21 protein-coding genes are annotated in these 26,389 nt (G+C 73.6%); 8 read left to right on the plus strand and 13 right to left on the minus strand.

The genetic code is table 11. The features are described from left to right. Positions 1-71 precede the first annotated feature (71 nt). Entirely contained in the window at positions 72-1,808 is a 1,737-nt protein-coding gene (locus tag LWC33_RS26570; protein WP_233307413.1) for a pyruvate dehydrogenase, read from the plus strand. Between the two features lie 9 nt (positions 1,809-1,817). Here the strand turns inward: LWC33_RS26570 and LWC33_RS26575 are convergent, their stop codons facing one another. The 3 genes from LWC33_RS26575 to LWC33_RS26585 form a co-directional block, all read right to left on the minus strand. Next, positions 1,818-3,170 carry an FAD-dependent oxidoreductase gene (locus LWC33_RS26575; protein ID WP_233307414.1) on the minus strand — a complete coding sequence of 451 codons (1,353 nt, stop codon included), beginning with the start codon at positions 3,168-3,170 and terminating at the stop codon, positions 1,818-1,820. Positions 3,171-3,311: 141 nt separating this feature from the next. Continuing rightward, positions 3,312-3,920 carry a PadR family transcriptional regulator gene (locus tag LWC33_RS26580; protein WP_233307415.1) on the minus strand — a complete coding sequence of 203 codons (609 nt, stop codon included), beginning with the start codon at positions 3,918-3,920 and terminating at the stop codon, positions 3,312-3,314. A 671-nt stretch (positions 3,921-4,591) separates the two neighbouring features. Continuing rightward, positions 4,592-5,842 carry a bifunctional 3,4-dihydroxy-2-butanone-4-phosphate synthase/GTP cyclohydrolase II gene (locus tag LWC33_RS26585; RefSeq protein ID WP_233307416.1) on the minus strand — a complete coding sequence of 417 codons (1,251 nt, stop codon included), beginning with the start codon at positions 5,840-5,842 and terminating at the stop codon, positions 4,592-4,594. A 537-nt stretch (positions 5,843-6,379) separates the two neighbouring features. On the opposite strand from LWC33_RS26585, the gene LWC33_RS26590 reads away from it, so the two are divergent. After that, entirely contained in the window at positions 6,380-6,808 is a 429-nt protein-coding gene (locus LWC33_RS26590) for a group I truncated hemoglobin (RefSeq protein ID WP_233307417.1), read from the plus strand. Between the two features lie 3 nt (positions 6,809-6,811). On the opposite strand, the gene LWC33_RS26595 is transcribed toward LWC33_RS26590, so the two are convergent. The 3 genes from LWC33_RS26595 to LWC33_RS26605 all read right to left on the minus strand — a co-directional run bounded on the left by LWC33_RS26595 (position 6,812) and on the right by LWC33_RS26605 (position 10,084). Further along, entirely contained in the window at positions 6,812-7,753 is a 942-nt protein-coding gene (locus LWC33_RS26595; RefSeq protein ID WP_233307418.1) for a hydroxymethylglutaryl-CoA lyase, read from the minus strand. A 16-nt stretch (positions 7,754-7,769) separates the two neighbouring features. Then, positions 7,770-9,008, minus strand: a complete 1,239-nt coding sequence (locus LWC33_RS26600) for a CaiB/BaiF CoA transferase family protein (RefSeq protein ID WP_233307419.1) — start codon at positions 9,006-9,008, stop codon at positions 7,770-7,772. 68 nt (positions 9,009-9,076) lie between these two features. Beyond that, on the minus strand, positions 9,077-10,084 hold the full coding sequence (locus LWC33_RS26605) for an AraC family transcriptional regulator (protein WP_233307420.1): 1,008 nt from the start codon (positions 10,082-10,084) through the stop codon (positions 9,077-9,079). A 306-nt stretch (positions 10,085-10,390) separates the two neighbouring features. Between LWC33_RS26605 and LWC33_RS26610 the strand changes: the two genes are divergently transcribed. The 3 genes from LWC33_RS26610 (at position 10,391) to LWC33_RS26620 (ending at position 14,633) form a co-directional block, all read left to right on the plus strand. Next, positions 10,391-11,869, plus strand: a complete 1,479-nt coding sequence (locus LWC33_RS26610) for an aldehyde dehydrogenase (protein ID WP_233307421.1) — start codon at positions 10,391-10,393, stop codon at positions 11,867-11,869. 31 nt (positions 11,870-11,900) lie between these two features. Further along, positions 11,901-13,079: an LLM class flavin-dependent oxidoreductase gene (locus tag LWC33_RS26615; RefSeq protein WP_233307422.1), complete on the plus strand. Its 1,179-nt coding sequence runs from the start codon at positions 11,901-11,903 to the stop codon at positions 13,077-13,079. 1,167 nt (positions 13,080-14,246) lie between these two features. Beyond that, positions 14,247-14,633 (plus strand): DUF5313 family protein, encoded by a 387-nt coding sequence (locus tag LWC33_RS26620; protein WP_233307423.1) that lies wholly within the window; start codon positions 14,247-14,249, stop codon positions 14,631-14,633. Between the two features lie 50 nt (positions 14,634-14,683). Here the strand turns inward: LWC33_RS26620 and LWC33_RS26625 are convergent, their stop codons facing one another. The 5 genes from LWC33_RS26625 to LWC33_RS26645 all read right to left on the minus strand — a co-directional run bounded on the left by LWC33_RS26625 (position 14,684) and on the right by LWC33_RS26645 (position 20,451). Next, positions 14,684-14,983 (minus strand): hypothetical protein, encoded by a 300-nt coding sequence (locus tag LWC33_RS26625; protein WP_233307424.1) that lies wholly within the window; start codon positions 14,981-14,983, stop codon positions 14,684-14,686. After that, positions 14,980-16,692 (minus strand): O-antigen ligase family protein, encoded by a 1,713-nt coding sequence (locus LWC33_RS26630; protein WP_233307425.1) that lies wholly within the window; start codon positions 16,690-16,692, stop codon positions 14,980-14,982. Before LWC33_RS26630 ends, LWC33_RS26625 begins: the two co-directional genes overlap by 4 nt. A 161-nt stretch (positions 16,693-16,853) precedes the next feature. Further along, a complete protein-coding gene (locus LWC33_RS26635) occupies positions 16,854-17,954 on the minus strand; it encodes a serine hydrolase domain-containing protein (RefSeq protein WP_233307426.1) in 1,101 nt (366 codons plus the stop codon). 29 nt (positions 17,955-17,983) lie between these two features. Then, positions 17,984-18,757, minus strand: a complete 774-nt coding sequence (locus LWC33_RS26640; protein WP_233307427.1) for a class I SAM-dependent methyltransferase — start codon at positions 18,755-18,757, stop codon at positions 17,984-17,986. Between the two features lie 56 nt (positions 18,758-18,813). After that, positions 18,814-20,451, minus strand: a complete 1,638-nt coding sequence (locus LWC33_RS26645) for a glycoside hydrolase family 13 protein (RefSeq protein WP_233307428.1) — start codon at positions 20,449-20,451, stop codon at positions 18,814-18,816. A 63-nt stretch (positions 20,452-20,514) separates the two neighbouring features. On the opposite strand from LWC33_RS26645, the gene LWC33_RS26650 reads away from it, so the two are divergent. Beyond that, positions 20,515-21,522, plus strand: a complete 1,008-nt coding sequence (locus LWC33_RS26650) for a LacI family DNA-binding transcriptional regulator (protein WP_233307429.1) — start codon at positions 20,515-20,517, stop codon at positions 21,520-21,522. A 324-nt stretch (positions 21,523-21,846) separates the two neighbouring features. Next, a complete protein-coding gene (locus LWC33_RS26655; RefSeq protein ID WP_233307430.1) occupies positions 21,847-22,128 on the plus strand; it encodes a hypothetical protein in 282 nt (93 codons plus the stop codon). An 890-nt stretch (positions 22,129-23,018) separates the two neighbouring features. Here the strand turns inward: LWC33_RS26655 and LWC33_RS26660 are convergent. Beyond that, positions 23,019-25,121 carry a copper-translocating P-type ATPase gene (locus tag LWC33_RS26660; protein ID WP_308191013.1) on the minus strand — a complete coding sequence of 701 codons (2,103 nt, stop codon included), beginning with the start codon at positions 25,119-25,121 and terminating at the stop codon, positions 23,019-23,021. A gap of 395 nt (positions 25,122-25,516) precedes the next feature. Here LWC33_RS26660 and LWC33_RS26665 point away from each other — a divergent pair, with 395 nt between their 5' ends. Then, a complete protein-coding gene (locus LWC33_RS26665) occupies positions 25,517-25,711 on the plus strand; it encodes a hypothetical protein (RefSeq protein ID WP_233307431.1) in 195 nt (64 codons plus the stop codon). 265 nt (positions 25,712-25,976) lie between these two features. Here LWC33_RS26665 and LWC33_RS26670 read toward each other — a convergent pair whose 3' ends face one another. Then, positions 25,977-26,378 carry a DUF6401 family natural product biosynthesis protein gene (locus LWC33_RS26670; protein ID WP_233307432.1) on the minus strand — a complete coding sequence of 134 codons (402 nt, stop codon included), beginning with the start codon at positions 26,376-26,378 and terminating at the stop codon, positions 25,977-25,979. Positions 26,379-26,389 lie beyond the last annotated feature (11 nt).

The following is a 26,389-nucleotide window of genomic DNA, read 5'->3' on the forward strand; positions in this document are numbered from 1 at the left end:
GATCGGACGGGCGTCCAGCATGCCGCGCTCCCTCGCGCGGCCCGGCCCGGGCTCCCCTACGCTCGCGGGGCGTGAGCCGGACCGTGGCCGACCAGATCATCGAGGTGCTCCGCCAGGCCGGGGTGCAGCGCATCTACGGGCTCGTGGGGGACAGCCTCAACCCCGTGGTGGACGCGCTCCGGCGCACCGAGGGCATCGAGTGGGTGCACGTCCACAACGAGGAGGCGGCCGCGCTCGCCGCGGCGGCGGAGGCGCAGGTCACCGGGCGTCTCGCGGTCTGCGCGGGCTCCTGCGGACCCGGCAACACGCACCTGATCCAGGGCCTCTACGACGCCCACCGTAGCGGGGCCCCGGTCCTCGCCCTGGCCTCGCACATCCCGTCGACCCAGATCGGGACGGGCTACTTCCAGGAGACCCATCCCGAACGCCTCTTCGTGGAGTGCAGCGCCTTCTGCGAGCTGATCGCGCGGCCGGAGCAGCTGCCCCGGCTGCAGCGGATCGCGATGCAGACCGCGGTGGCCGAGCGCGGTGTCGCGGTGATGGTGCTGCCCGGCGACATCGGCGCGCTCCCGGCGGCACATCCGACCGGGTTCGGCGACGTCACCCCGCCCGATGGGGTGGTCACGCCGGCGCGGGAGCGGGTCGAGGCGCTCGCCGAGAAGATCAACGCAGCCCGCAGCGTGACCCTGTTCGTGGGGGCGGGCGTGCGCGAGGCCCGCGGCGAGGTCATGGAGCTGGCCGCGCGGGTCGAGGCGCCGATCGGCCACTCCCTCGCCGGCAAGGAGTGGATCCAGTACGACAACCCGTACGACGTCGGGATGAGCGGCCTGCTCGGGTACGGCGCCTGCTACGAGGCCACCCACGAGGCCGATCTCCTGCTGCTCCTGGGCACCGACTTCCCCTACGACGCCTTCCTCCCCGGGTCGCGCACGGTGCAGGTCGACCGCGACGCGCGCCGGCTCGGCCGGCGCACACCGCTCGAGCTGGGCGTGCACGGCGACGTCGGTGCCACCCTGCGCGCCGTGCTGCCGCTGGTGCGGGAGAAGACCGACCGCACCTTCCTCGACCGCATGCTCCGCGAGCACGCCGCCACGCTGGAGAAGGTGGTCGCCGCCTACACCTCGCGCGTGGAGGACCACCGCCCGATCCATCCCGAGTACGTCGCCGCGGTCCTCGACGACGAGCTGGCCGAGGACGCGGTCGTCACCGTCGACACCGGCATGTGCAACGTCTGGGCCGCCCGCTACATCACCCCCAACGGCCGCCGCCGGATCCTCGGCTCGTTCCGCCACGGCACGATGGCCAACGCGCTGCCGCACGCGATCGGCGCGACCTATGCCGCGCCGGGCCGCCAGGTCGTGTCGATGTCCGGCGACGGCGGGCTGACCATGCTGCTGGGCGAGCTGCTCACCGCGCACGAGCACCGGCGCCCGCTCACGGTCGTGGCCTTCAACAACGGCAGCCTCGGCATGATCCGGCTGGAGATGATGGTCGCCGGGTACCCGTCGTTCGAGACCGACCACGGCGTGGCCGATCTCGCCGCGATCGCGCGCGCGTGCGGTGTCGAGGCCGTGGCCGTCGAGGACCCGCGGGAGCTCCGCTCCGCCCTGCGGTCCGCGCTCGACCATCCCGGACCGTCCCTCGTGGACGTCCGCACCGACCCGAACGCCCTGTCCATCCCGCCGCACATCACGGCGAGCCAGGTCCGGGGCTTCGCCCTCGCCGCCACCCGCACCGTGCTCGACGGCGGGGTGGGGAAGATGCTGGAGCTGGCCCGGAGCAACCTGCGCTCGATCCCGCGCCCCTGATCCCGACCCTCACACCAGCTCGGAGTCCCGGACCTTCTGGAAGCCCCGGGCCATCCGTCGCTTGGCCGGCGGGAGGTGGTTGACCACCCGCAGGGCGGTGCGCTGGGCCAGCACGCTCAGCGGGCCGACCACGGGGCGGCGGGCGGTGCCGTCGTCGTTCATGAACTCCAGGGACTCCTCGACCGCGAGCGCGGAGTACCGGCGCATCAGCTCCTCGTAGCCGCCGACGGCCTCGTCGCGGGTGAGCTCGCCGTCGCGGACCCGGACGAGCCGGTCCCGCAGCTCCCGGGCATCGCGCAGGGCGGTGTTGGCGCCGGCGCCGCGGCCGGGCGTCATGGTGTGGATCGCGTCTCCGACGAGCGTGACGCTGCTCGGCCGCCACGCCGGCACCGGCTCCGACGTGCGGATGCTCAACGCCAGGGCCGCGCTCGGGTCGGAGGTGGCGACCAGTTCGCGCCAGCGCGGGTCCCAGTCCTCGGTGAGCGCCAGGGTCGTCGCGTGCAGGTCCTCGCCGCGGCGGTCGAGGACATCGGCCGGCGCGAGGCTGCGCGAGGTCGACAGGCCCCAGGACAGGTAGTCCGTGGTGTTGTCGTAGCGCAGGCCCGGCCAGCGCTCGATCAGCGCGGCGTCGCTGGCGCCGAGGCCCTCCCGCGGGGCGCCGTCGTACCACGGCAGCCGCATGGCGTGCACGATCCCGAACTGGCCGCGTCGGTCGAACAGCATCGACATGCCGTTCCTCGCCCGCTCCGGCAGCAGCTCGGCGTTCCGCTCGGTGAGCGCGACCTTCCCGCCGATCGCGACCAGCCCGGTCTCGACGTGCCGCGCGTGCGGCAGGTACTGCGTGCGGACCCGCGAGTTCGCGCCGTCGGCACCCACCAGCAGATCGCCCGTGGCGGAGTCGCCGTCGGCGAAGTGCGCGGTGACCGTGCCGTCGTCGTGCTGCTCGAAGTGCGTGAACGTCTTGTCGAACGTGATGACGTCCTCCATGCCGGTGAACAGCACCTGGCGCAAGGTCATCCGGCTGACGTTGTGGTCGCGGTCCTCGGGTCGGTCCCCCGTCTGCGGCAGGTCCTCGAACCGCATCCCGACCAGCTCGCGGAACCGCTCGGTGTACATCGTGAGGTACGTGTACGGCAGTCCCGTGGTGGCGACGAACGTGGCGAACAGGTCCTGCGGCAGGCAGGCCTTCAGCGCCCGGGCGCCGTTGGGCGAGATGCCCACCCGGTAGCCGTTGAGGCCGCCCGTGCGGGTGCGGTCCCGCTCGTAGACGGCGACCTCCAGGCCGGCCTGCCGCAGGCCGTGGGCCAGGCACATCCCTCCTGTGCCCGCCCCGATCACGATGGTCTTGAGTGTCGTCGACATGGCTCCCCCCGGAGTCGTCGCTCAGGTGTCGTGTCTCAGGTGTCGTCGTTCTGGTGACGACGATCTGGTGTCGATCAGGCGTCGTCGAGCTGGCGTTGTCGAACCGGCGTCGACGGTCCGATGTCGACGGTCTGGTGCCGATCAGGTCTCGTGCGTCTCCGGCTCGAACTTCGCGGCGAGCTCGAGCAGGTCCTCCCGGTTCCAGGTCAGCGCCCCGCTGCGCAGGTCGTCCACGACGTCGGCGACCCAGCGGACGTCCGTCTCGAGGAGGGCGACGGCGTACTCGCCCTCGATCAGCACGAGCCGGGGCAGGTGCCCCGCCTCGGCCAGGTCGGCACGCAGCTGCTCGAGCTCGGCCCGGCGGCTCGCGAGCCGGATCTCCAACGCCCCGAGTGCTACTTCCGGCGTGATCAACGGCAGGTAGGCCAGTGCCGCGGTGAACTCGGGGAAGTCGCGGCGCGGGGCCGCGAGCATCTCGACCGTCCACTCCACGGCCGTGCGCACCCCGGTCTCGGTCGCGGCGTACACGGTGCGCTCCGGCCGGGCCTGCTCGCGCTCGGTCGCCCGTTCGACCAACAGGCCGTCGCGCACCAGCCGGTCGATCGTCTTGTACAGCTGGGACCGCTGTCCGATGTTGATCACCTGGTCCTTGCCGCGCTCCCGGATCAGCTGCTGCATGCGGTACGGGTGCATCGGCCGCTCCGCCGCCAGCGCGAGCACGGCGAGGGCGAGTCCGGACCGCTGGGTCATAGTGGCGACGGTACTAGTGTCGGTGCCACTAGGCAAGGTCGAGTCGGCCTCGGGCCGCGGGGAGCCGGCTGGGACCGGGAGAAGTCATCGTGGCGAGGTCCGGGTCAGCTGTGATCATCGGCGATGGACGGGGAGGGTCGGAAATCGACCGTCCCCGTCCACGACCCGTGATCACGAACGAGCGGAGGCCGTTGATCGCCGGCCACGGACGACACGGCGTCGGGTCTGAGGGTGCGCCCCGTGTGTTCGGCACCCACGGAGGGATCACGGCCCGGAGGGCCGCGGCAGTGCCATGATCAAGGGCAGAGGAGGGCTTTCGGCACTTCCGGGCACACCGTTCCGTCCGTGATCACGGGTCATGGACGTGGACGGTCGGAATTCGACCTCTCACGTCCACGAGTCACGATCATGGTGGGGTCGGCGCGAGCTGACCGCTGGTCGGAGGGCAGGTCGGTGGCCAGGGCTGACCCGACCGAGATCGTCGGTCGTGGACGTGAGAGGTCGGAAATCGACCCTCCCCGTGCACGACGGTTGATCATGGTGTCGGGGCAGCCGTGATCACGGACGGAGTGGTGCTCCGCGCCCCCCGCACCCCGGACGGAGTGGTGCTCCGCGCACCCCCCGCACCCCCTTTGCCCTTGATCACCGGGGATGGACCGGGAGGAGCAGCCTCAGCCCGCCTCACCCTCCAGCGACAGCACGTGCCCCATCCGCTCCTGCTTGGTGCGGAGGTAGCGGAGGTTGTGCGGGGAGGGGCTGGCGGGCAAGCCCACCCGCCCGACGATCTCGAGCCCGTAGCCGTCGAGCCCGCCGTACTTGGCGGGGTTGTTGGTGATCAGGCGGAGCCGGGTGATGCCGAGGTCGGCGAGGATCTGGGCGCCGACGCCGTAGGAGCGGGAGTCGACCGGCAGGCCCTGGGCGGTGTTGGCGTCGACGGTGTCGAGGCCGCTCTCCTGCAGGGCGTAGGCGCGGATCTTGTGGGCGAGCCCGATCCCGCGGCCCTCGTGCCCACGCAGGTAGACGACCGCCCCGGCGCCCTCGGCGGCGATCGCGCGCAGGGCCTGTTCGAGCTGGGCGCCGCAGTCGCAGCGCAGCGATCCGATGATGTCCCCGGTCAGGCACTCGCTGTGCACCCGCACCAGCGCGCCCTGGGCCGCGCGACTCGCCGCGGCGGCGTCGCCGTACACCAGGGCCAGGTGCTCGGTGCCGTCGAGCGTGGAGCGGTAGGCGACGGCGCGGAAGTCGCCGAACACGGTCGGCATGGCCGAGGTGGCGACGTGCTCGACGAGCTGTTCGGTCGCCCGCCGGTGCCGGACCAGGTCGGCGATCGCGAGGACCGGCAGGTCGTGCTCGGCGGCGAAGGCGCGCAGCCGCTCGCCGCGGGCCATGGTGCCGTCGTCGGCGACGATCTCGCCGATCACGCCGACCGGTTCCTGCCCGGCGAGCCGGAGCAGGTCGACGGCGGCCTCGGTGTGCCCGGCCCGGACGAGGACGCCGCCCTCACGGGCGCGCAGCGGGAAGACGTGCCCCGGTCGGCGCAGCTCGTCGGGCCGGGTCGCCGGGTCGGCGAGGGCGCGCAACGTCCGGGCGCGGTCGGCGGCGGAGACCCCGGTGCCCGCGTCGAGGTGGTCGACGGTCACGGTGAACGCGGTACCGTGCGCGTCGGTGTTGTCGGTGACCATCGGCGGCAGGCCCAGCGCGTCGGCCCGCGCGGCCGGCATGGGTGCGCAGACGATGCCGGTGCTGTGCCGGACCACGAACGCGAGCTGCTCCGCGGTGGCGGTCGCGGCGGGGAGGATGAGGTCGCCCTCGTCCTCGCGGTCGGCGTCGTCGGTCACGATCACCATCCGGCCGGCGGCCAGCGCGGCCACGGCCCGCTGGACGGCCCGCGTGCCGGGGAGGGCGGGGGTCGGAGACGTCATCGTCAGTTCCTCACGGTCGGATCCTCACCCGGGACGGGCGGAATCGTCGAGCACACGATGACGGTAGGAGAGTGCGGGCCACCCCGACTATCCGATGTGAGCCGACTCCTATCCGTGGAGCGCGGGCCGTTCGGGGGAGACGCCGGACACAGGCGCGTCGCGGCTGTTCGCCGGCGGTCCTCGGATATCGGCTCCCGCGCCCGGCGGCCTACCTCCGTCGGCATGGACGACACGACGCACACCGAGGTGCCGGCGGCGGTCCCGGCGGGGCGCATGCGCGAGGTACTGGGCCACTTCGCCTCCGGCGTCGTGGTGGTCACGGCGGTCACCGTTCCCGGGTGGTGGCCACACGATCGTCGTCGGGCGGGTGCAGGACCTGGGAGCCGGCCCGTCCCCTGCGCCGCTCCTGTTCCACCGCGGTGCCTACGGCATCTCCGCATAGGGCTCACAGCGGACGGGACGCGGCCGTGAGCGTCGCCTTACACCCGTTCATGCCGGTCACACGATCAAGAAATACGCGCTCCGTATACCGATTTCATGACCTCGAGCAAACGCGCCACCATCTACGACGAGATCGGCGGAGCCGACGCCGTCGCCGCCGCCGTCGACCGGTTCTACGTCCGGGTGCTCGGTGACCCGGCCCTGGTCGGCTACTTCGACGGCATCGACATGAAGCGGCTCAAGGCCCACCAGCGCAGCTTCGTCGCCGCGGCGATCGGCGGCCCGGAGCTGTACTCGGGCCGCCCGATGAAGGAGGCCCACGCCCGCTTCCGCATCCAGCCCGACCACTTCGACCTCGTCGTCGGGCATCTCGTCGCGACCCTCACCGAGCTGGGGGTTCCCGCCGAGACGATCGGCCAGATCGGGGAGAAGCTGGCCCCGCTCAAGTCCGAGATCGCGCCGCCCGAGAACGCGCCGGCGGCCGCTCCTGCCCGGCGCCGCTGGTTCGGCCGGAAGGCGGGCTGACGGTCAGCCCCGACTGCGTACGGACGTGCGGCCGCGCGGGCGGTTCGGGCCGCCCGCGCGGTGCAGGCCGCTCGGCAGCTCGTGCCCGACGGCACGCTCGGCGACCCGCGCCGCGTGGAGCGCCGCCGTGAGGTCGAGCCCGGTGCCCACGCCGGACTCCTCGAGCAGGTAGACGACTTCCTCGGTCGCGATGTTGCCGCTCGCGCCGGGGGCGAACGGGCACCCGCCCAGCCCGCCGACCGACGCGTCGATCTTCGTGACCCCGGCCTGGGCCGCCGCGAGCACGCAGGCCAGACCGGCGCCGCGCGTGTCGTGGAAGTGCACACCCACGTCGACGCCCGGTACGGCCTCGCGCACGGCGTCGAGCAGCTCCACGACGCGGCCGGGCACGGTGGTGCCGATGGTGTCACCGAGGCACAGCTCGTCGGCGCCGAGCTCGACCGCCCGGCGGGCCACCTCCACGGTGCGCTCCACCGGGGTGCGCCCGTCGAACGGGCAGTCCCAGGCCACGGCGATGATCGCCTCCAGCCGTCCGCCGGCGCCGTGGGTCAGTGCGGCGATGTCGGCCACCGCCTCGACGGCCTCCTCGGTGGTACGGCGGGCGTTGGCGAGGCTGTGCCCGTCGGAGGCCGAGACGACGTACTCGATGTTCGCCATCCCGGCCTCGACCGCGCGGCGCGCGCCGCCACGACCGGCGACGAGCGCCGAGAAGTGCAGCTCGGGCCAGCGGTGCAGCTCGCCCGCGACCTGCTCGGCGTCGGCGAGCGCGGGCACGGCCTTCGGCGAGACGAACGACGTGACCTCGACCCGGCGCACCCCGGTGGCGGCGATCGCGTCGAGCAGGGCGAGCTTGGCGTCGAGCGGGACGGGGGCCTCGAGCTGCAGGCCGTCGCGCAGGCCGACCTCGCGCAGGTCCACGGAGCGGGGCAGGGAGAGCACGGTCACCTCCGAATCAGCGGGCTCAGACGACGCCCGCGGCGCGCAACGCCTCGAGCTCGCCGACGTCGAGACCGAGCAGCCCGGTGTAGACCTCGGCGTTGTGGGTGCCGGGCTCCGGCGGACCGGCCCACCGGACGCCACCCGGGGTACCCGTGAGGACGGGCATCACCCCGGGGCCGAGGACGTCCTTGCCGATCGCCTCGTCGTAGTGCGGCACCAGCATGTCCCGGGCCCGGAACTGCGGGTTCGCCACCACCTCGGCCACGGTGTCCACCGACCCGACGACCACGCCGGCCTCCTCGAGCAGCTGCGTCAGCTCGTCGGTGTCGTGCCGCCCGGCCCACTCGGCGACGATCGCGTCGATCTCGTCCTGGTGCTCGCCGCGGGGCACGTGCGTCGCGAAGCGCGGATCGGACACCAGGTCCTCCCGGCCCATCGCGGTGCAGAGCCGGGCGAACACGGTGTCCTGGTTGGCCGCGATGATCAGCCAGCGGCCGTCGCGGCTGCGGTAGAGGTTCGACGGCGCGAGCTTGTCCAGGCGGGTGCCCGACGGCTGCCGGACCAGGCCCGTGGCGTCGTAGTCGGGGATCACCGACTCCAGCATCGCCAGGCAGGCCTCGGCCAGCGCGACGTCGACGACCTGGCCCTTCCCTTGCCGAGGGCCCTGCTGCCCGCGGGCGTAGAGCGCCGCGAGCACGCCCTGCATCGCGAACATGCCGGCCAGCGAGTCGCCGAGCGACAGCGCGGCGCGCGGCGGCGGCCCGCCGGGGAAGCCGTTGAGGTAGCGCATGCCGCCCGCGGCCTCGGCCACCGACGCGTAGCCGGGCCGGCGGCTGAGCGGGCCGGTCTGCCCGTACCCGGAGACCCGCGCGAGGACCAGGCCGGGGTTGCGGGCGGAGAGCACGTCGTAGCCCAGGCCCCAGCGCTCCAGGGTGCCGGGCCGGAAGCTCTCCAGGACGACGTCGGCGGTGTCGACCAGGCGCAGGAACAGCTCGCGGCCCTCGTAGCGGCGCAGGTCGAGGGTGATGCAGCGCTTGTTGCGGGCGTGCACCGTCCAGAAGAAGTGGTGGCCGTCCTGCTCGGCCTGCCCCCACACGCGCAGCGGATCGGGCCGGTCCGGGGCCTCGACCTTGATCACGTCGGCGCCGTGGTCGGCGAGCAGCCGGCCGCAGAACGGGCCGGCGATGAGGGTGCCGAGCTCCAGCACCCGCACACCGCTCAGGGCGCCGGGCACGGGCTCGGGGGTTCCGTCGTCGGGCACGTCCGTGACGGTAGGAGGCCCGCGGCGGGCGGGCTATCCGGAGACGGTGACCGGATATCCGTGCAGTGCTATCCGGCGCGTTCCCGCAGGGTCTCGCGCGGCAGCTCGCCGAACCGCTCCCGGTACTGCTGGGCGAAACGGCTCTGGTGGAAGAAGCCCCAGCGCAGCGCGACGTCCGTGACCCTCGTCGACGCCGGGTCGCAGCGCAGCAGCTCGGCGCGGACGTGGTCGAGGCGGATGCGGCGCAGGTGGTTCATCGGCGACTCGCCGAGCTCCTGCTGGAAGGTCGCGTGCAGGGTGCGGACGCTCATGCAGCCCACCCGGGCGAGCTCCTGCGGGGTGAGCGGCTCGTCGGCGTGCTGTTCCATGTAGTCGAGGACCGGTCGCAGCCGGCCCGAGCGGGCGGGGTCGGCGGGCGCGAGGAGGGCGTCGGTGTACTGGTGGCGGCCCGCGTGCAGCAGCTGCGTCATCACGAACGCCTCGTACTGCTCCCGCGCGATCGGCATGTCGGCCAGGCCGCCGGGACGGTCGAGCTCGCGCACGAAGAACTCCACCGACGCCAGCAGGGTGCGTCCGGCGGCCGTGGTCAGGTCGATCCCGTAGTCGAAGTCCAGCACCTCGTGCACCGGCCGGTTGAGCTGCTCGCTCAGGTGGTCCTCCAGGCTGCGGCGCGGGATCTTGAGGATCAGTTGCTCGGCGTCCGGCGACCAGCGGACGGTGTTCTCCTGGTCCGGGAGCAGCACGATCCCGCTGGTCCGCGCGGTGGTGGTGGCGCGCCCGCCGTCCGTCCGGTTGGCCTCGGTGCGGCCCTCGGTCGTGAGGTTGACGTGGTAGCAGTCCTCGGTCGGCGGCATGACGAGCTTGGCCGCGGACTTGTAGGTCAGGTAGCCCAGCGTGAACAGCCGGTCCGAGGTGGCGTTCAGCGTCATCTCGAGCCGGTCGTCCGGCGCCGTCAGGTCATGGTCGAGGTACACCCGGGTCACGGCCTCGCGGGCCTCCTCCAGGCTGCGGGTGTCCAGGATCGGGTACCGCGTGAGACGGGCAGGGACCTGCACGGGCTCGGCAACGGCCTCCATCCGGACACCTCCTCGTGTCGTGGGCGCGGCGCGCTCCCTCACCGCGCTGCGGGCGGCGGGGCAGCCGCCCGATCAAGGCGCCTCCGACAGTAGGGAACCGCGGGCGGCCGCTACTAGCCCGAGAGCGCATCGCGCTATCCGCTGAGTGCAGGGCCGGGCGGCGGCGTTGTGCCCCTGATCTCGCACGGAACGGATCAGCGCCTGCGGTCCGCGGATATCGGCGGCCCCCGGCGGATCCCTACCGTCCCTCGTCATCCGCCGCCGGATCCGCGGCCGCACCCCGAACCAGTGGAGAAGGAGAGGTCGATGACGACATCCCTCGAGGAGCTGAAGCTCTTCATCGGCGGCAAGTCCGTCGACGCCCGCTCGGGCCGCACGTTCGAGTCGCTCAACCCGTACACCGGCGAGCCGTGGGCCCGCCTCGCCGACGGCGGCCCGGAGGACGTCGACGAGGCCGTCGCCGCCGCTCGCGCCGCCTTCGAGGGCGAGTGGGGGCAGATGACCGGCTTCCAGCGCGCCGCCATCCTGCGCAGGTGCGGCGATGCCATCGCCGCCAACGCCGAGCGGCTGGCCCGCCTGGAGGTCAACGACTCCGGCAAGCTGCTGCGCGAGATGCTCGGCCAGCTCACCTCGCTGCCCCAGTGGTACTACTACTTCTCCGGGCTGGCTGACAAGGTCGAGGGCCGCACGGTCCCGCCGGTCAACCCGAACTACTTCGGGTTCACCACCCGCGAGCCGGTCGGGGTGGTCGGGGCGATCACGCCCTGGAATTCCCCGCTCCTTCTGCTGACGTTCAAGCTGGCCCCCGCGCTCGCTGCTGGCTGCACGATGGTCGTCAAGCCGTCGGAGCACGCACCCGCCTCGACGGTGGCGTTCGCCGAGATCCTGCACGAGGCGGGGCTGCCGGCCGGGGTGCTCAACGTCGTCACGGGCTGGGACCGGTCCACCGGCGAGGCCCTGTCGACCCACCGGGGCGTCGACAAGATCGCGTTCACCGGCTCGTCGGCGACCGGGGCCAAGGTCGCGCAGGCCGCGGTGGCCAACTTCAACCGGGTCACCCTGGAGCTGGGCGGCAAGTCCCCGCAGATCGTCTTCCCCGACGCCGACCTCGACGCCGCGGCGAACGGCCTGGTCGCGGGCGTGTTCGCGGCCACCGGGCAGACCTGCATGGCGGGCTCGCGGCTGATCGTGCACGCCGACGTGCACGACGCGCTGATCGAGAAGGTGGTCTCACGAGCCAACGAGATCAAGCTCGGCGACCCCACCGAGGCCGACACCGAGATGGGGCCGGTTGCCAACCAGCCGCAGTACGAGAAGGTGCTCGGCTACCTGCAGGGCGCGGCCGCCGAGGGGGCCACGTTCGCCTGCGGCGGCGAGCCGGACGCCGAGCGCGGCGGCCTGTTCGTCAGGCCGACGGTCGTCACGAACGTGACGCCGGAGAACACCATCGTCCGCGAGGAGGTGTTCGGGCCGGTGCTGGCTGCGTACACCTTCACCGACGAGGACGAGGCCCTGAAGCTGGCCAACGACACCCCGTACGGGCTCGCCGGCGCGGTCTGGACCAAGGACGTGCACCGGGCCCACCGGGTCGCCGCGAAGCTGCGCGCCGGCACCGTGTGGATCAACGCCTACCGCGTGATCGCCCCGAACATGCCCTTCGGCGGCTTCGGCGCCAGCGGCCTCGGCCGCGAGAACGGCGTCGACGCGATCAACGAGTACACCGAGAACAAGTCCGTGTTCGTCGAGCTCACCGGCGGCACCCGCGACCCCTTCCAGCTCGGCTGAGCCGGCACCCGCCGACGACCAGGAGACGACCATGACCGTGACCGCCAACGAGCGCCTCGGCCTCGCCCCCACCGACCCCCGTCCGGCGAGCGAGACCCGGCCCGCGCAGGACCGCACCGAGACCAACCCGCTGTTCGGCGACCAGAAGATGAAGCTGGGTCTGTTCGGCACCAACTGCTCGTACGGGCTGATCATGAGCCACGCGCCGTCGAGCTACGAGATCACCTGGGAGCACACCAAGGAGATCGCGCAGCGCGCCGACCGGCTCGGGTTCGACGTCCTGGTCCCCGTCGCCCGCTGGAAGGGCTTCGGCGGGTCGACGAACTTCAACGGCAACTGCTTCGAGACCTACACCTGGGCGGCCGGGGTCGCCGAGGCCACCGAGCGGATCGCGGTCGCCGCGACCAGCCACCTGCCGACGATGCACCCGATCGTCGCGGCCAAGCAGGCGACCACGGTCGACCGCATCTCCGGCGGCCGGTTCGCGCTGAACATGGTGATGGGCTGGGTGCCGCCGGAGATGGAGATGTTCGGTTCCGAGCAGCGCGAGCACGACGAGCGCTACGCGTTCGGCCAGGAGTGGCTCGACTTCGTCAACAAGCTCTGGACCGAGGAGGGCACCTTCGCGATCCACTCGAAGTACTTCGACGCCGAGCTGCTCGAGGCCTATCCGAAGCCCCACCAGGGCCCGCGGCCCGCGCTGCTCAACGCGGGCAACTCGCCGTCGGGGATCGAGTTCTCGGCGCGCAACGTGGACTTCAACTTCGCCTCGCTGGACACGCTGGAGAACATCAAGGCGTACGTGGAGAAGGTGAAGTCCAAGGCCCGTGACGACTACCAGCGGGACATCCACGTGATGACCTACGGCCTGGTCGTCTGCCGCGACACCGAGGACGAGGCCAAGCGGGCCTTCCAGCAGGTCGTCGACGAGGGCGACTGGGGGGCGGCGGGCAACGTCATCAAGATCGCCGGATCCGGTGCGTCACAGTCGTTCGACCATGCGGTCAAGGAGATGCAGGAGCGGTTCATCGCCGGCTGGGGCGGTTACCCGATCGTCGGCACCCCCGAGCAGGTCACCGAGGAGCTCGGCAAGCTCAACGAGGCCGGCATGGAGGGCATGATCTTCGGGCTGATCGACTACAACGAGGAGCTCAAGTACTTCGGCGAGAACGTCATGCCGCTGCTGAAGGAGGCGGGGCTGCGTCACTGACCGAGGTCGCCACGTGGACCGAGCCGCCCCGGCCCGTGCCTGGCGGGTGGTTGTGCCGGGCGGCCGGTTGTGATGGGGGCCGGTCGCTTGGGGAGGCTGGGTGTGGTGGGCGGCCGGCCGTGGTGGAGATGCGGGCCTTGTTGGGGCGGCCGGCCGTGGCAGCACCGATGATCGTCGTGAGCGGCACAGGTTGGTCGTCCGGGGAGCACTGGTGTCACGCTCGCAGTGATCATGGATGCGGACGGTGCTGTTCCGACGCCGAGATCAGTGTGAGTGGCACGTCGTGGCACCGCCGGAAGCGCTGGCGTCACGCTCGAAGTGATCATGAGTGCGGGCGGTGCTGTTCCCGACGCCAAGATCAGCGTGAGTGTCACGTGGTGTTCCCCCGGGAGCGCTGGCGTCACGCTCGTCGCGATCATGCTGTCGCGAGCGGCACAGCACGGTCATCCCGGGAGCGCTGGCGTCACCCTCGTCGCGATCATGCTGTCGCGAGTGGCACAGCACGGTCGTCGCGGGAGCGCTGGCGTCACCCTCGCAGTAGTCGTGGGAGCGGTGGGCGATCTGGCGTGTCGGTCCCCGTTCATGATCGATGGCCGACGTAGCAGTCCTGCCGACAGCGCTGACCGCGCGCTCTTCGCGATCACGGAAGCGCGGCTGACGAGTTGACGTGTCGGCCCCGGTTCATGATCGATGTGAGCGTGACGTAGCAGTTCTGTCGAGAGCGCTGATGGCGCGCTCGTTCCGATCATGTCGTCGCGAGCGGCACAGGATGGTCGTCCGGGAAGCGCTGGTGTCACGCTCGCCGCGATCATGGATGCGGGCGGTGCGGTTCCCGACTCCAAGATCAGTGTGAGTGTCACTTGGTGGCCCCGCGGGGAGCAGTGGCGTCACTCTGACCGCGATCATGGGCGCGGCCGGCGAACTCAGCGTTCCGCCGGCCCATGATCGGTGTGAGTGTCACGTGGTGGCCCCGGCGGGAGCACTGGCGTCACGCTCGCCGCGATCATGAACGCGCGGCGAGCGATCTGAGCGCGTTGGTTCGGTTCATGATCGTTGTGAGCGAGACGCGACGGTCCGCCCGACAGCACTGACGACGCCTTGGTGACGATCTTGGTGATCTCGGCGGCCGGGGCGGGCGATCTAGCTCTTGCGACTAGCCTCGGAGACGTGGCGGTGCGGCGGCCGGGGCCGGCTCGGTGGGTCTGGTACGCGGTCGGCGGGCGGTTGCCGGGGCGGTACCGCGAGTGGGTGCTGTACGACGCGACCTGCCCGACCTGGGTGGCCCGGCACCTGCTGCGCACAGCGGTCCCGCTGGTGCTCGTCTCGGTGCCGATCGTGCTGTTCGTGCCCGGCCCGCTGTGGGTGCGGCTCTGCGGGCTGCTGCTGGGCTGGCTGGTCTCCGCCCAGTTCGCGATCTTCCTGCTGCACGACTCGGTCGACCACCGCGTGCGCAAGGCCGGCTACCCGCCGGGCCACGCGCAGGCCGTGCGCGACGCCGCGGTGCGGGCGGTCCGCGAGCAGGCCCGGGCCCGCTACGACTCGCGGTACCGGTAGGGAGGCCGCGGCGATCCGGCCGCGCTGCTGGACCGGACCGTCGCACGGGGTCAGAACGGGCTGCCGGGCACCATCGGCGGGGCGGGTGGCGCGGGCGGCACCCCCGGAGCGGTCGGTGCGCTGAACCCGCCGACCGGGCCGCAGAGTCCGGCCGGAACGGGCGCGCTGGCCTGCCCCACGGCCACACCGGTGCCGAGGCCCGGCAGGTTCGTGCAGGTCACATAGGTGGGCGGGCTGAACTGGGCGAGGGCCGGTGCGGCCCCGCCGACCCAGACCAGCACCCCGCTGGCGGCGAGGATCAGGCCGGCCCGCAGCGCGGTGCGGGGACGCCGGGAGAACGTGCGACTCATCCGAGGAGCTCCTTCGTCGTGTGGGTGTCGGTGCGGATGGGGGCGGGCAGGAGGGTGGCCACGGCGAGGCACACCAGCAGCGGCAGCGCGGGGACGTGCCAGAGGAAGTCGAGCGCGCTCTGCGTGGCGAACGCGCCGAGGACGGCGAGCGCACCGGCCGCGCCCAGCGGGAGACGACGGCCGGTGCGGGTGGCGGGCCCACCCGAGCCGAGTGCGCCGGCGCCGCCCCGCGGCCGGTGGCCGTTGCGGGTGGCGGGCGCACCGGAAGCGGGTGCGCCGGCGTCGGCCGGCGGGAGGCGGCTGTCGGTTCGGGGGGCGGGCGCGCCGGCGACGAGTGCGTCGGCCGCGCCAGGCGCGAGGGGGTGGCCAGGTCGGGTGGCGGGTGCGCCGGCTTCGAGTGCGCCGGTCGCGCCCAGTGGGAGGCGGCGACGGGTCCGGGTGGCGAACGCGCCGGCTGCGCCCGGCGGGGGACGGCGGTCGGTGCGGGTGGTGAGCGCGTCGCCGACGAGTGCGCCGGCGCCGGCCAGCACGAGCGCCAGGCCGACGAGCCCCGTCTCCGCGGCGATCTGCAGGTACTCGAGATGTGTGAACCAGGCGTGCACCAGTCGTCCGGCGTGGTCCACGTAGGTCAGGTCCAACGATCCGGGGCCGACGCCCGTCAGCGGGGCGGAGGCGAAATGCGCCAGCGTCTCGCGGGCCAGGTCGACCCGGTCCGCCGAGGCGCCGCTCAGCCGGGTCTCGGCGATGGCGTCGACGGCCACGCCCGGGTCGCCACCGGTCGACGAGCCGCTGACGAGGTCGGCCAGGCCGAGGAGCAGGGCGGCCACAGTCGCGCCGCCCGCAGCCCGGCGCCGTCGCCCTGCCGCGAGCAGCACGGCGGCGCCCGCCGCGAGCCCCGCGAGCGCGAGCAGCGGTCGTGACGGCGACCCCTCGGGCAGGGCGGGCAGCAGCGCGGCGCACGGCAGCGCAACGGCCGGGAGTACGGGCAGCAGGCCCCGGACGCTGCGACGCCCGGCGGCGGTCGCGAGCAGCACGGCCAGCCCGACCGCCAGGGCCAGCACGGCGCCGCGGCTCATCGCGACCGCGAGCCCGAGCAGGAGGGCGGCGACCACGGCCCGGCGGAGCAGCGGGCGGTGTGCGGGCGCCGCGACCAGCGCGAGCAGCAGACCGGTGACCAGCGCGGCGCCGGCCGCGTTCGCGTAGGTGATCGTGGCGGCGGCGCGCCACAGCCCGGCGGAGGGCATCGAGAGTGGGGACAGGTGCAGCGCCGTGCCGACCCACCCCGAGGCGGCGACGACCACGACGAGCGCGATCGCGACCGTCTGCAGTAGGCGCCGGCCCTCGCCGCCGAGCCCGGCCGCGACCCGCAGGGCGACGGCGAGCAGCAGCGCGACGGCGACCGTCGGGACCGCGGCGGCCACGGTGCCGTCGAGCTGGGCCCGGAGCAGCGCCCACAGCGCGAAACCGGCCCAGCAGGTCGCCCCGAGCGAGAGCGGTCGGGGGACCCGGTGAGCGCGGTGGAGGAGGGCGAGGAGACCCGCCCCGGCGACGAGGCCGGCCACCACCGTGAACGGACCGGCGTAGAACGCGCCCTGGGCCAGCACCGCGACGCCGAGGGCCGTGCCCAGCAGCGCGGCACGGCCGTCCCACCCGGTGGCCGGGTGGACGAGTGGGTCGGCGACGGCGGTCCGTGGCGCGGCGACGATCATGACGTGTGCTCCCTCACGAACCGGGAGCGTGCACCGTCCGCAGCGGCAAGGCCCTTATCGGACAGCGCTTCCACACGACCGTGTGGCACCCGGCCGCGTGGTCGGCGACGCCTCGTGAGCGACGCGCCGGACCGCTGTCGCTCAGCGTGACGGGCGCGGGGTCAGCCGACCGCCTTCCAGAACGAGTGGGTCACCGCCGAGCCCGCGGGGTCGGGCCACATCACCTGGGTGAGCAGGATGCCGGTGAGGTCGCGGGCGGGATCGTTGCGCCAGGAGGTGCCGAGGCCGCCGTCCCAGCCGTAGCGGCCGTCGGCCTCGACGGCCATACCGAGGCCCCAGCCGGAGCCGTCGAGGAAGATCCCCGCGCCGGCGCGCTGCTCCTCGGTCAGCCGGTCGTAGGTCATGGCGGCGACCGTCTCCGGGCGGAGCACGGGATCGCCGCCGCGGCGGAGCATGCGGGCGAAGGCCAGCAGGTCGTCGAGCGTGGACACGAGCCCGCCGCCGCCGGACTCGAATTCCGGAGGCCGGGCCCACTGCCCGTCGACCGGGTCGAACACCGTGCCGGCCCGCCACTCCGGCTGGAACCGGTGCCGCTTCCCGACCGGGACCGTGAACCCGGTGTCGACCATGCCGAGCGGGCCGAGGACGCGCTCGGTCAGCAGCGCGCCGAGGCTCGCGCCGGCGACCCGCGCGAGCAGGACGCCCAGCGCGTCGGCCCCGGTGTGGTAGAGCCAGCGCTCGCCGGGCGGGGCCAGGAGCGGGAGGGTGCCCAGCCGGCGCGCCCACTCGTCGGGAGGCGGTACGGGGTGCGAGCCGGGCGGGCCGTCGCCGCCGAGCCGGGCCTCGGCGTAGGCGCGCTGCCAGGGCAGCGTGCCGGGGGCGAGCGGCGGGACGCCGAGGCCGGACCGGAAGGTCAGCAGGTCCTCGACCGTGATCGGGCGCGGCGCGGGCACGGTGTCGGTCGGTTCGGCGGTGTCGGACCGCAGCACCCGCCGGTCGGCGAGCTCGGGGAGCAGCCGGTCCACCGGCTCGTCGAGCCGGATCGTGCCGTCCTCGACGAGGGCCATCGCGGCGACGGCCGTGATCGGCTTGGAGATCGACGCGATCCGGAAGATGGAGTCGCGGCGCAGGGGCGGACCGCCGGGGCCGGTCCCGCCCAGCACGACGACCTCCAGCTCCCTCCCGCGCTCGACGGCGGCGACGACGCCGGGGATCGAGCCGTCGTCGACGGAGGGGGCGAGGACGTTCTCGAGGCTGCTCATGCGGGGCTGACCGGGGGGACGGCCGGGACTCATCGGGTGGCGTGCACGGTGAGCACGAGGTCGTCCGGCCCGGGCGGCGCGTCCGAGTGTCCGGAGCGGACGGTGACCTCGGAGAACCCGGCCGCCCCGACCGCCGCCGAGATCGCCTCGGGCGTCCAGAACCGGCGCACCCAGTTGTTCAGCTCGGTGTGGACCAACACGCCGTCGACGAACAGCTCGTAGATCCCCACCCCGCTCTCGAGGCCGGTCACGGGGTCGATCCGGTTCCCGCCGCGCGCGGTGATCACGGCGCCGTCCGGGCGGGTCCACCACAGCACGCCGTCGGGCGCGCCCGGTGGCCCCGGCCCCGTCTCGACCTCGAAGTGGAACGCGCCGCCCTGCAACAGGTGCGCCCGGACGGCCGCCAGGGCGCGGGCGACCTCGTCGTCGCCGGCGAGGAGCCCCCAGGACCCGGCGGCGCAGAACGCGGCCCGGTACCGGCGGCGCAGCCGCAGGTCCTCCGCGCGCTGCTCGTACAGCCGGCCCGAGACGTCGAGCCCCCGGTCGCGGGCGTGCTCGCGGCAGGCGTCGAGCATGGACGGTGAGGCGTCCACCCCGTCCACGTCCACTCCGGTCGCGAGCAGCGGCAACAGGAACCGCCCGCTGCCGCACATCACTTCCAGCACCGGCTCCGCGGTCCCGATCGCGGCGAGGTGGAACGCGAGCTCGTCGGCCGGTGCCGACGGCTTGTCCAGGTCGTACGCCTGGGTGAGCAGGTCCCGGTACTCGGCCCGGTACCCCGTCGGCTGCGCGCTCGGCTCCACCCGGGCATCGTCGGGGCGCGGCGCCGTCCGCGTCACTCCGGCATCCGGAGCAGCGGCTATCCGACCTGCAGCCACACCGCCGTGTCCTGCGGGAGCAGCCCGTCGTCGGTCAACGGGCCGCTGGCGAGGAGCACCTCGGCGCCCTCGGGGAGGGCGAACGGCACGGCGTCGACGTTGAGCAGCAGCGCGAACCCGGGGTCGCGGGCGAAGCCGAGGGCACCCGGCGGTACGTCGAGCCAGGTCAGCGGCCCGTCGCCGAGCGCAGGGGTCGCGCGGCGGACCCGCAGCGCCCGCCGGTACAGGGCGAGCATCGACTCGGGGTCCTTGTCCTCGCGTTCGACGGTGAACCGGGAGAACCACTCGGGCTGCGGGAGCCAGGGCTGGTCGTCGCCGGGGCCGAAGCCGAACGGCGGCCCGTCCCCGGACCAGGGGATCGGGACGCGGCAGCCGTCGCGGCCGCGCAGGGTGTGCCCCGACCGGCGCCAGGTCGGGTCGTCCAGCGACGCCTCCGGAAGGTCCTCGACCTCGGGGAGGCCCAGCTCGTCGCCCTGGTAGACGTAGGCGCCGCCGGGTAGCGCGAAGATCAGCAGCGCGGCCGCGCGGGCGCGGCGCAGGCCCAGCTCGAGGTCCGGCGGCAGGTCGATCATCGAGTCGAGCGAGGTGCCGAGGCCGGCGGCGGGGTCGCGGGCGAGGCGGGAGGTGTGCCGGGCGACGTCGTGGTTGGACAGCACCCAGGTCGGCGGTGCCCCGACCACGGCGTGCTCGCGCAGCGTGCGCTCGACGGACTCGCGCAGCGCCGGGGCGAGCCAGGCCGCCTTGAGGAAGTCGAAGTTGAAGGCGGTGTGCAGCTCGTCGGTCCGCAGGTAGCGGGCGAAGCGGTCCGCCTCGGGCACCCAGGCCTCGGCCACGAACACCTTCGGCGGGTCGTAGGAGTCGGCGACCGCGCGCCACTCGCGGTAGACGTCGTGCACCTCGTCGCGGTCCCAGTGCGGGTGCGGGCCGGGGTCGTGGTGCTGGCGGTCCCCGACGTCCGGGAGCCCCTGCTCCTTGACCAGCGAGTTGGCGACGTCGATCCGGAAGCCGTCCACCCCGCGGTCGAACCAGAACCGCAGGGTCTTCTCGAAGTCGGCGCGGACCTCCGGGTTCTCCCAGTTGAGGTCGGGCTGCTCGACGTCGAACAGGTGCAGGTACCACTCGCCGGGCGTGCCGTCGGGCTCGGTGACGCGGGTCCACGCGCCGCCGCCGAACATCGCGCGCCAGTCGTTCGGGGGCTCGTCGCCGGCGGGGCCGCGGCCGGGCCGGAAGAGGTAGCGCTCGCGTTCGGGGGAGCCGGGGCCGGCGCGCAGGGCCGCGCGGAACCACTCGTGCTCGCTCGAGGTGTGGTTCGGGACGATGTCGAGGATGATCCGCAGGTTCCGCTCGTGGGCCTCGCGGACGAGGGCCTCGGCCTCGGCCAGCGTGCCGAAGCGGGGGTCGATGTCGCGGTAGTCGGACACGTCGTAGCCGGCGTCGGCCAGGGGCGACGGGTACCACGGGTTGATCCAGATCGCGTCGACGCCCAGGTCGGCGAGGTGGTCCAGGCGCTGCCGCAGGCCGGCGACGTCACCGATGCCGTCGCCGTCCCCGTCGGCGAAGCTGCGGATGTAGACCTGGTAGATCACGGCGCTCCGCCACCACGCGGCCGTGTCGGACATGGAACCTCCCGATGGTGTTGCCTGTTGTTCCATACTGTTCCACAAGGACGGCGGGGAGGCGGGATGGACGGGCGACGGGCCAGCATCCGGGACGTCGCGCGCCTCGCCGGCGTCGCGCCGTCGACGGTCTCGCGGTCGCTGTCGGGCACCTCGTACGTCGCGGCGGAGACCCGGGAGCGCATCCGGCGCGCGGTGGCGGAACTCGCCTACCTGCCGCCCGAGCGCCCGGTCCGGCGCGCCGCCCCGCCCGCGGTCGCCGCGCTCGCCCGCTTCCCGTCGGCCTGGTTCTTCGCCGAGGCCGTCGGCGGGGTGGAGAAGGTCCTGCGTTCTGGCGGGCACCAGCTGCTGCTGCACAACGTCGGCGACCCCGAGGGCCGCGCCCACGTCTTCGCCACGCTGGAGCGGTGGGCCGTCGCCGGCCTGATCGTCGTCGCGTCGTCGTTCACGGACGCCGAGCGGGAGGTGCTGGAGCGGCTCGCGGTGCCGATCGCCGTGGTCGGCGGGACGTTCCCGGGAAAGCCGCGGGTGGGGATCGACGACCGGGCCGGGGCGGCGACCGCGGTGCGGCACCTGGTCGGGCTGGGACACACGGAGATCGGGCTGCTGTCCTTCGACCCGGACGACACCGTCGGGCGGGACACCACGGACGCCCGCCGCGCGGGGTTCATCGCGGCGCTCGAGGAGGCCGGGCTGCCGCTCCGGCCGGAGTGGGTGATCCCGGCGGGGCACGACGCCGCCGCCGGCGCCCGGGCCGTCGAACGGCTGCTCAGCGGGCCCCGCCTGCCCAGCGCCCTGCTCGCGATGTCCGACGAGATGGCGCTCGGGGCCCTGCGCACGCTGCGGCGGGCGGGACTCGACGTGCCGGGCCAGATGTCCGTCGTCGGGTTCGACGACCAGGCGGTGGCCGAGTTCGCCGACCTCACCACCATCGCCCAACCGGCCCGTGAGCAGGGCGAACGCGCCGCGGCGCTGCTGCTCGACGCGCTCGGCGGGCGGCTGGCGGGGGTCCCGGACGTCGACCTGCCCACGCGGTTGGTGGTGCGGGGGACGAGCGGGCCACCGCGTTCCTGACCGGTTCCTGTCGGTGGTGTGTGCTGCACTGCACGTGACCGCGGAAGGGAGGCCGCGATGTTCGTGCATGGTCACCCCCGCGGGTCGGGGTGGGTGAAAGGGCACTACCGCCCGCCCAACTCGCCCACGGGAGAACAGCTGGGGCTCGACCTCGAGGTGGAGTTCGTCGTACCGGAGATCCCGCGGCCCCGTGAGGAGCCGGACCCGGCTGCCGGGTCCCCTGTGACGGAGGATCAGCCGGCGAGGTCCCGATCGCGCGTCTCGGTGAGCACCAGCACGCAAAGCAGGCTGATCACGGACATCAGCGAGAGGTAGAGCCCGATCGTGGGGTACCGGGAGTCGCTCGGGTTCGAGATCGTCGCGCAGGACGACGGCCGGCGCGCCCACCCCGCCGGCCCGCAGCCGGGCGGCCCTGAGCAGCTACGCCCGGTACTGGTCCTGCCTGATCGCGGAGCCGGCAAACCCGCTCTCCAGCGAGGCCGCCACGAGCGGCGGCGCCGCGCCGCCGGGCGCACCGCCGAGGCTGGGGCATGGGCCGCCAGGGCGGGATGCGGGCTCCGGGGCGGCGGGCTGCGGGGCGGCGGGCTGCGGGACAACGGGGTGTGAGGCGGCGGGGCGGTGGGGTGTGCGGCGGCGGGACGGTGGGGTGTGAGGCGCGCGGCGCGGCCTCGCCGGTCGCGCTCCAGCGCTGCCTGCGCCGGCGCTGCACAGCATCGACCGCGGGGGCGGCGATGATCGCGTGTTCTGGACGGAAAGGGTCGGTTTCCGACCGCACAAGTCCAGAAGAAAGGATCTTGCGGAAGCTCGGCCCGCTTGGTCACCGCTTGTGGACGGGGAGAGTCGATTTCCGACTCTCCAGCTCCACGGTCGATGATCTTGGGTGGCGGTCTGACGGTGAGGGAGTCATGTTTCTCTGTGCGGCTGCCGGGCCCACGGACGTGCGAGCCGCACTCGTGGCGCCGCTTCTTGATCATCGCTTATGGACGCGGAAGGTCGGATTTCGACCCTCCCGCTCCACAGCTCGTGATCTCGGCCGGCGTTCGACCGTCCCGCTTCACAGTCCGTGATCTCGGCCGGCGTTGGGCTGCATGACCACCGGTTGGATGTGGAGGGCAGATATCCGACCGTCCCGCTCCACAGTCCGTGATCTCGGCCGGCGTAGGGCTGCATGACCACCGGGGGTGGAAGTGGGGGGCAGATTTCCGACTCTCCCGTTCCACGGTTCGTGATCTTCTCGGCGGTCGGCCGGGCAGATCGCCGATCGCGGGCACGGAGGATCGTTCAAGGACGTGTCGCTGCCCGGCGCCCACACCGGCGTCGAGCGGCACCCAGTACGGGTCGGGCAGCATCAACCGATCCGGCCCTCCCGCTTCACGACGAGTGAACTTGCCTGGCGTCGGCCGGCATGATCGCCGGTCGTGGGCGGGGAAGGTCGGATTTCGACCGTCCGGCTCCACAACCGGCGATCTTGCACCGGGTCGCTCCTGGGCTGCCGCTCAGGCCAGGTGGTCGGGGCGGAGGTCGACGCGGCGGAGGAGCTGGGCGTTGGCGGCGACGACGATGGTCGAGAGGCTCATCAGGATCGCCCCGACCGCCGGGGGCAGCACGAATCCGACCCCGGCGAGCACGCCGGCGGCCAGCGGGACGCTGACCAGGTTGTAGCCCGTGGCCCACCACAGGTTCTGCAGCATCTTGCGGTAGCCGGCGCGGGACAGCTCGATCACCGACAGCACCGCCCGCGGGTCGTCCGAGGCGAGCACGACGCCGGCGGACTCGATGGCGACGTCGGTGCCGGCGCCGATCGCGGTGCCGACGTCGGCGCGGGCCAGGGCGGGTGCGTCGTTGACGCCGTCGCCGACCATCGCCACCGTGTGGCCCCGCTCCTGCAGCCGCGCGACGGCCGCGTCCTTGTCCTCGGGCAGGACCTCGGCGAACACCTCGTCGACCCCCACCTCCGCGCCGACGGCCCCGGCCACCGGGCGGGCGTCGCCGGTGACCATGACCGCGCGGACGCCACGGTCGTGCAGGGCGCGAACGGCGGCCTTCGACTCGGGCCGGACCGCGTCGGCGAGGGCGAGCGCACCCAGCACCACGCCGTCACGCAGCACGTAGAGCACGGTGCTGCCCGCGGCGGCCCACTCCTCGGCCTCGTCCGCCACCTCGGCCGGGACGTCCGCCCCCGACTCGCGGAGCAGGCCGGGCCCGCCGACCGCGACCTCGACGCCGTCGACCGTCGCGCGGACGCCACGGCCGGTCAACGACCGGAAGTCGGTCGCCTGCGGCGACGCGCCCCGGCCCGCCGGCACGGTCTCCCGCGCCGCCGCCACGATCGCCCTGGCCAGCGGGTGCTCGCTGTCGGCCTCGACGGCGGCGGCCAGCGACAGGGTCTCCGACGCACCTGCCGTACCGACGACGGCGGGTCGCCCCGTGGTCAACGTGCCCGTCTTGTCGAACAGCACGGCGTCGACCTTGCGCATCCGCTCGAGGGCCAGCCGGTCCTTCACGAGGATGCCGGTGCGGGCCGCGCGCGCCGTCGAGATCGCGATGACCAGCGGGATCGCCAGGCCCAGCGCGTGCGGGCAGGAGATCACCAGCACGGTGACGGTGCGCTCGACGGCGGACGAGACGTCGCCGAGCAGGGTCCACACCAGGAACGTCACCACGGCGGCACCGGAGGCGAACCAGAACAGCAGCGCCGCCGCGCGGTCGGCCAGCGCCTGGGCCCGCGACCTCGAGGTCTGGGCCTGCTCGACGAGCCGGCGGATGCCCGCCAGCGCGGTGTCCTCGCCGACCTTGTCGACCCGCACGCGGATCGCGGAGTCCGTGGCCACCGTCCCGGCGACGACGCGGTCGCCCGGCCGCCGCGTGACGGTCCGGGACTCGCCGGTGATCATCGACTCGTCGACCGCCGCCTCGCCGTCGACGACCACGCCGTCGGCGGGTACCCGGCCGCCCGACCGGACGAGCACGGTGTCGCCCTCGGCGAGGGCGTCGAGCGGGACGGCCTCCACGCCCGAGTCCGTGACGCGGTCGGCGGAGTCGGGCAGCAGGGCGGCGAGCGCGTCGAGGGCGCCGGAGGCCTGGCCGAGCGCACGCATCTCGAGCCAGTGCCCGAGCAGCATGATCACGACGAGGAGTGCGAGCTCCCACCAGAAGTCGAGCATCAGCAGGCCGGCCGTGGTGAGTGCGCTGGCGACGAACGCGACGGTGATCGCCAGCCCGATGAGCAGCATCATCCCCGGCTGCCGGGCCCTGATCTCCGCCCAGGCTCCGGTCAGGAACGGGGCACCGCCCCAGAGGAAGACGACGGTGCCGAGCAGCGGCGAGATCCACCACGTCCAGCCGGGCGGCGAGTAGCCCAGCAGGTCGGCGAACATCGGGCTGAACGCCACCACCGGCACGGCCAGGGCGAGGTTCCACCAGAACCGGTCGCGGAACTGTGCCGCGTGATCCCCGTGCCCGCCGTGGCCCATGTGCGCGGCGTGCCCGCCGGCCACGCCATGCCCACTGTGTGTCTCGAGTCCGACCTCCTCGGCGCGCTCCCCGTGTCCCGTGTGCTCCGCATGCCCGATGGGCCCGTTCGACCGCTGCTGCTCCATCGACGCCTCCGTGTCCGCGCGAGCAGTTCGTGCCGGGCACCAACCGCATACCCCTGTGGGGTATTCCCGCGACCCCGCCCGCCACGTATTCCTGGGGGAAGCTGCTGGGCCTCCGAAGGGCGTCGACGTCTGCGACCCACCATGCCGAGGCCGACACCGACACCGTGCCGGGCGTGGCGAGCTGCGTGATCTGCGTGCCGGCGACGACACGTGCTGCGGCACTACCGGTCGCTGCCCTTCCGTGATGCGCTGGACGCACGACAGGTGCCGCGGCCCGCCTCGGCACCCGAGTTCGCGGCCTGGCTGGAACGGATGGAGCTCATGACCGGAGACGGGCGGATCAGGGAACTGGGCGCGGAGACGTCCGCACGGCAGGCGCTCACGGCGGGTGTGCGATGAGCTCGTCGGACCGCGCGGTCGCGTGGCAGCGGCGGGCGGAGGCGGCGACGGGCTCGCGACCGGTGGGTCCGCGGGAGGGGCCCGGAGCCGGGGTCCTCGACGACATCGACGCGCTCCTCGCCGAGGAGGACATCGACTCGGCGTCCCCGGACTCACCGAACGGTGCGGGCGACCGGGAACCACCGCGGTAACGATCCCCGCGCCGGAGGGACCGGCGCGTGGCTCCGTGCGGCACTCGCGTGCGTCGTCCGGGCCGCGCCGGTGACACCCCGCCGACCGCCGAGCCGGTGAGGCTGCCGACCGCCGAGCCGGTGAGGCTGTCGAGCGCCGGGCCGGTGAGGCTGCCGAGCGCCGGGCCAGTGGAGCGGGGGGCCGCGGCATCACCGTCGCGGCTCTCGCGGGGTCCTGCCGGCTGCGGCTCTCCGGATCCGGCTCGGGGGCGGACCCGGCGCCGGACTACCGGATCGTGCCGCGCGAGGCGAGCTGGCACACGGCGATGAGCCGCAGCGTCGCCCAGTCCGTGGGGCGCCAGATCCCGTTCTGCGGCAACGCGATCGTCGCCCCGCTGCGGCGCTGCTCGTCGAGCAGGGAGCGGGCGTAGGAGGCCAGCCGCACGGCCCCGCCGGCGGTGGTGTGCGTCGGGACGAGGGTGGCCACCGAACCGCCGCCGGAACGGCGCATCCCGTCCCGCACGATGTCCCGCACGGCTGCGGCGTGCTGATCGACGACGGCCGCGAGACCCGGCTCGGCCGCGACGGCCCGGAGCCCGGGCCGGCCGACGGTGTCCATCAGGCGGCGGAGGTGGCGGTGGGCGTTCCACTCGACGACGGCGGCGCGTAGATCCCGCAGCAGGCTCACGCGCAAATCGT

Origin of the sequence: Pseudonocardia terrae (genome assembly GCF_021343995.1) — a bacterium.
GTDB classification, from domain to species: domain Bacteria; phylum Actinomycetota; class Actinomycetes; order Mycobacteriales; family Pseudonocardiaceae; genus Pseudonocardia; species Pseudonocardia terrae.

Coding starts and splice junctions, on each gene's coding strand:
- LWC33_RS26590 (WP_233307417.1), top strand. CDS start 6,380: ATGACCTCGAGCAAACGCGCCACCATCTACGACGAGATCGGCGGAGCC.
- LWC33_RS26630 (WP_233307425.1), bottom strand. CDS start 16,692: ATGATCGTCGCCGCGCCACGGACCGCCGTCGCCGACCCACTCGTCCAC.
- LWC33_RS26625 (WP_233307424.1), bottom strand. CDS start 14,983: ATGAGTCGCACGTTCTCCCGGCGTCCCCGCACCGCGCTGCGGGCCGGC.
- LWC33_RS26660 (WP_308191013.1), bottom strand. CDS start 25,121: ATGGAGCAGCAGCGGTCGAACGGGCCCATCGGGCATGCGGAGCACACG.
- LWC33_RS26650 (WP_233307429.1), top strand. CDS start 20,515: ATGGACGGGCGACGGGCCAGCATCCGGGACGTCGCGCGCCTCGCCGGC.
- LWC33_RS26585 (WP_233307416.1), bottom strand. CDS start 5,842: ATGACGTCTCCGACCCCCGCCCTCCCCGGCACGCGGGCCGTCCAGCGG.
- LWC33_RS26665 (WP_233307431.1), top strand. CDS start 25,517: ATGAGCTCGTCGGACCGCGCGGTCGCGTGGCAGCGGCGGGCGGAGGCG.
- LWC33_RS26580 (WP_233307415.1), bottom strand. CDS start 3,920: ATGACCCAGCGGTCCGGACTCGCCCTCGCCGTGCTCGCGCTGGCGGCG.
- LWC33_RS26645 (WP_233307428.1), bottom strand. CDS start 20,451: ATGTCCGACACGGCCGCGTGGTGGCGGAGCGCCGTGATCTACCAGGTC.
- LWC33_RS26605 (WP_233307420.1), bottom strand. CDS start 10,084: ATGGAGGCCGTTGCCGAGCCCGTGCAGGTCCCTGCCCGTCTCACGCGG.
- LWC33_RS26635 (WP_233307426.1), bottom strand. CDS start 17,954: ATGAGCAGCCTCGAGAACGTCCTCGCCCCCTCCGTCGACGACGGCTCG.
- LWC33_RS26610 (WP_233307421.1), top strand. CDS start 10,391: ATGACGACATCCCTCGAGGAGCTGAAGCTCTTCATCGGCGGCAAGTCC.
- LWC33_RS26575 (WP_233307414.1), bottom strand. CDS start 3,170: ATGTCGACGACACTCAAGACCATCGTGATCGGGGCGGGCACAGGAGGG.
- LWC33_RS26615 (WP_233307422.1), top strand. CDS start 11,901: ATGACCGTGACCGCCAACGAGCGCCTCGGCCTCGCCCCCACCGACCCC.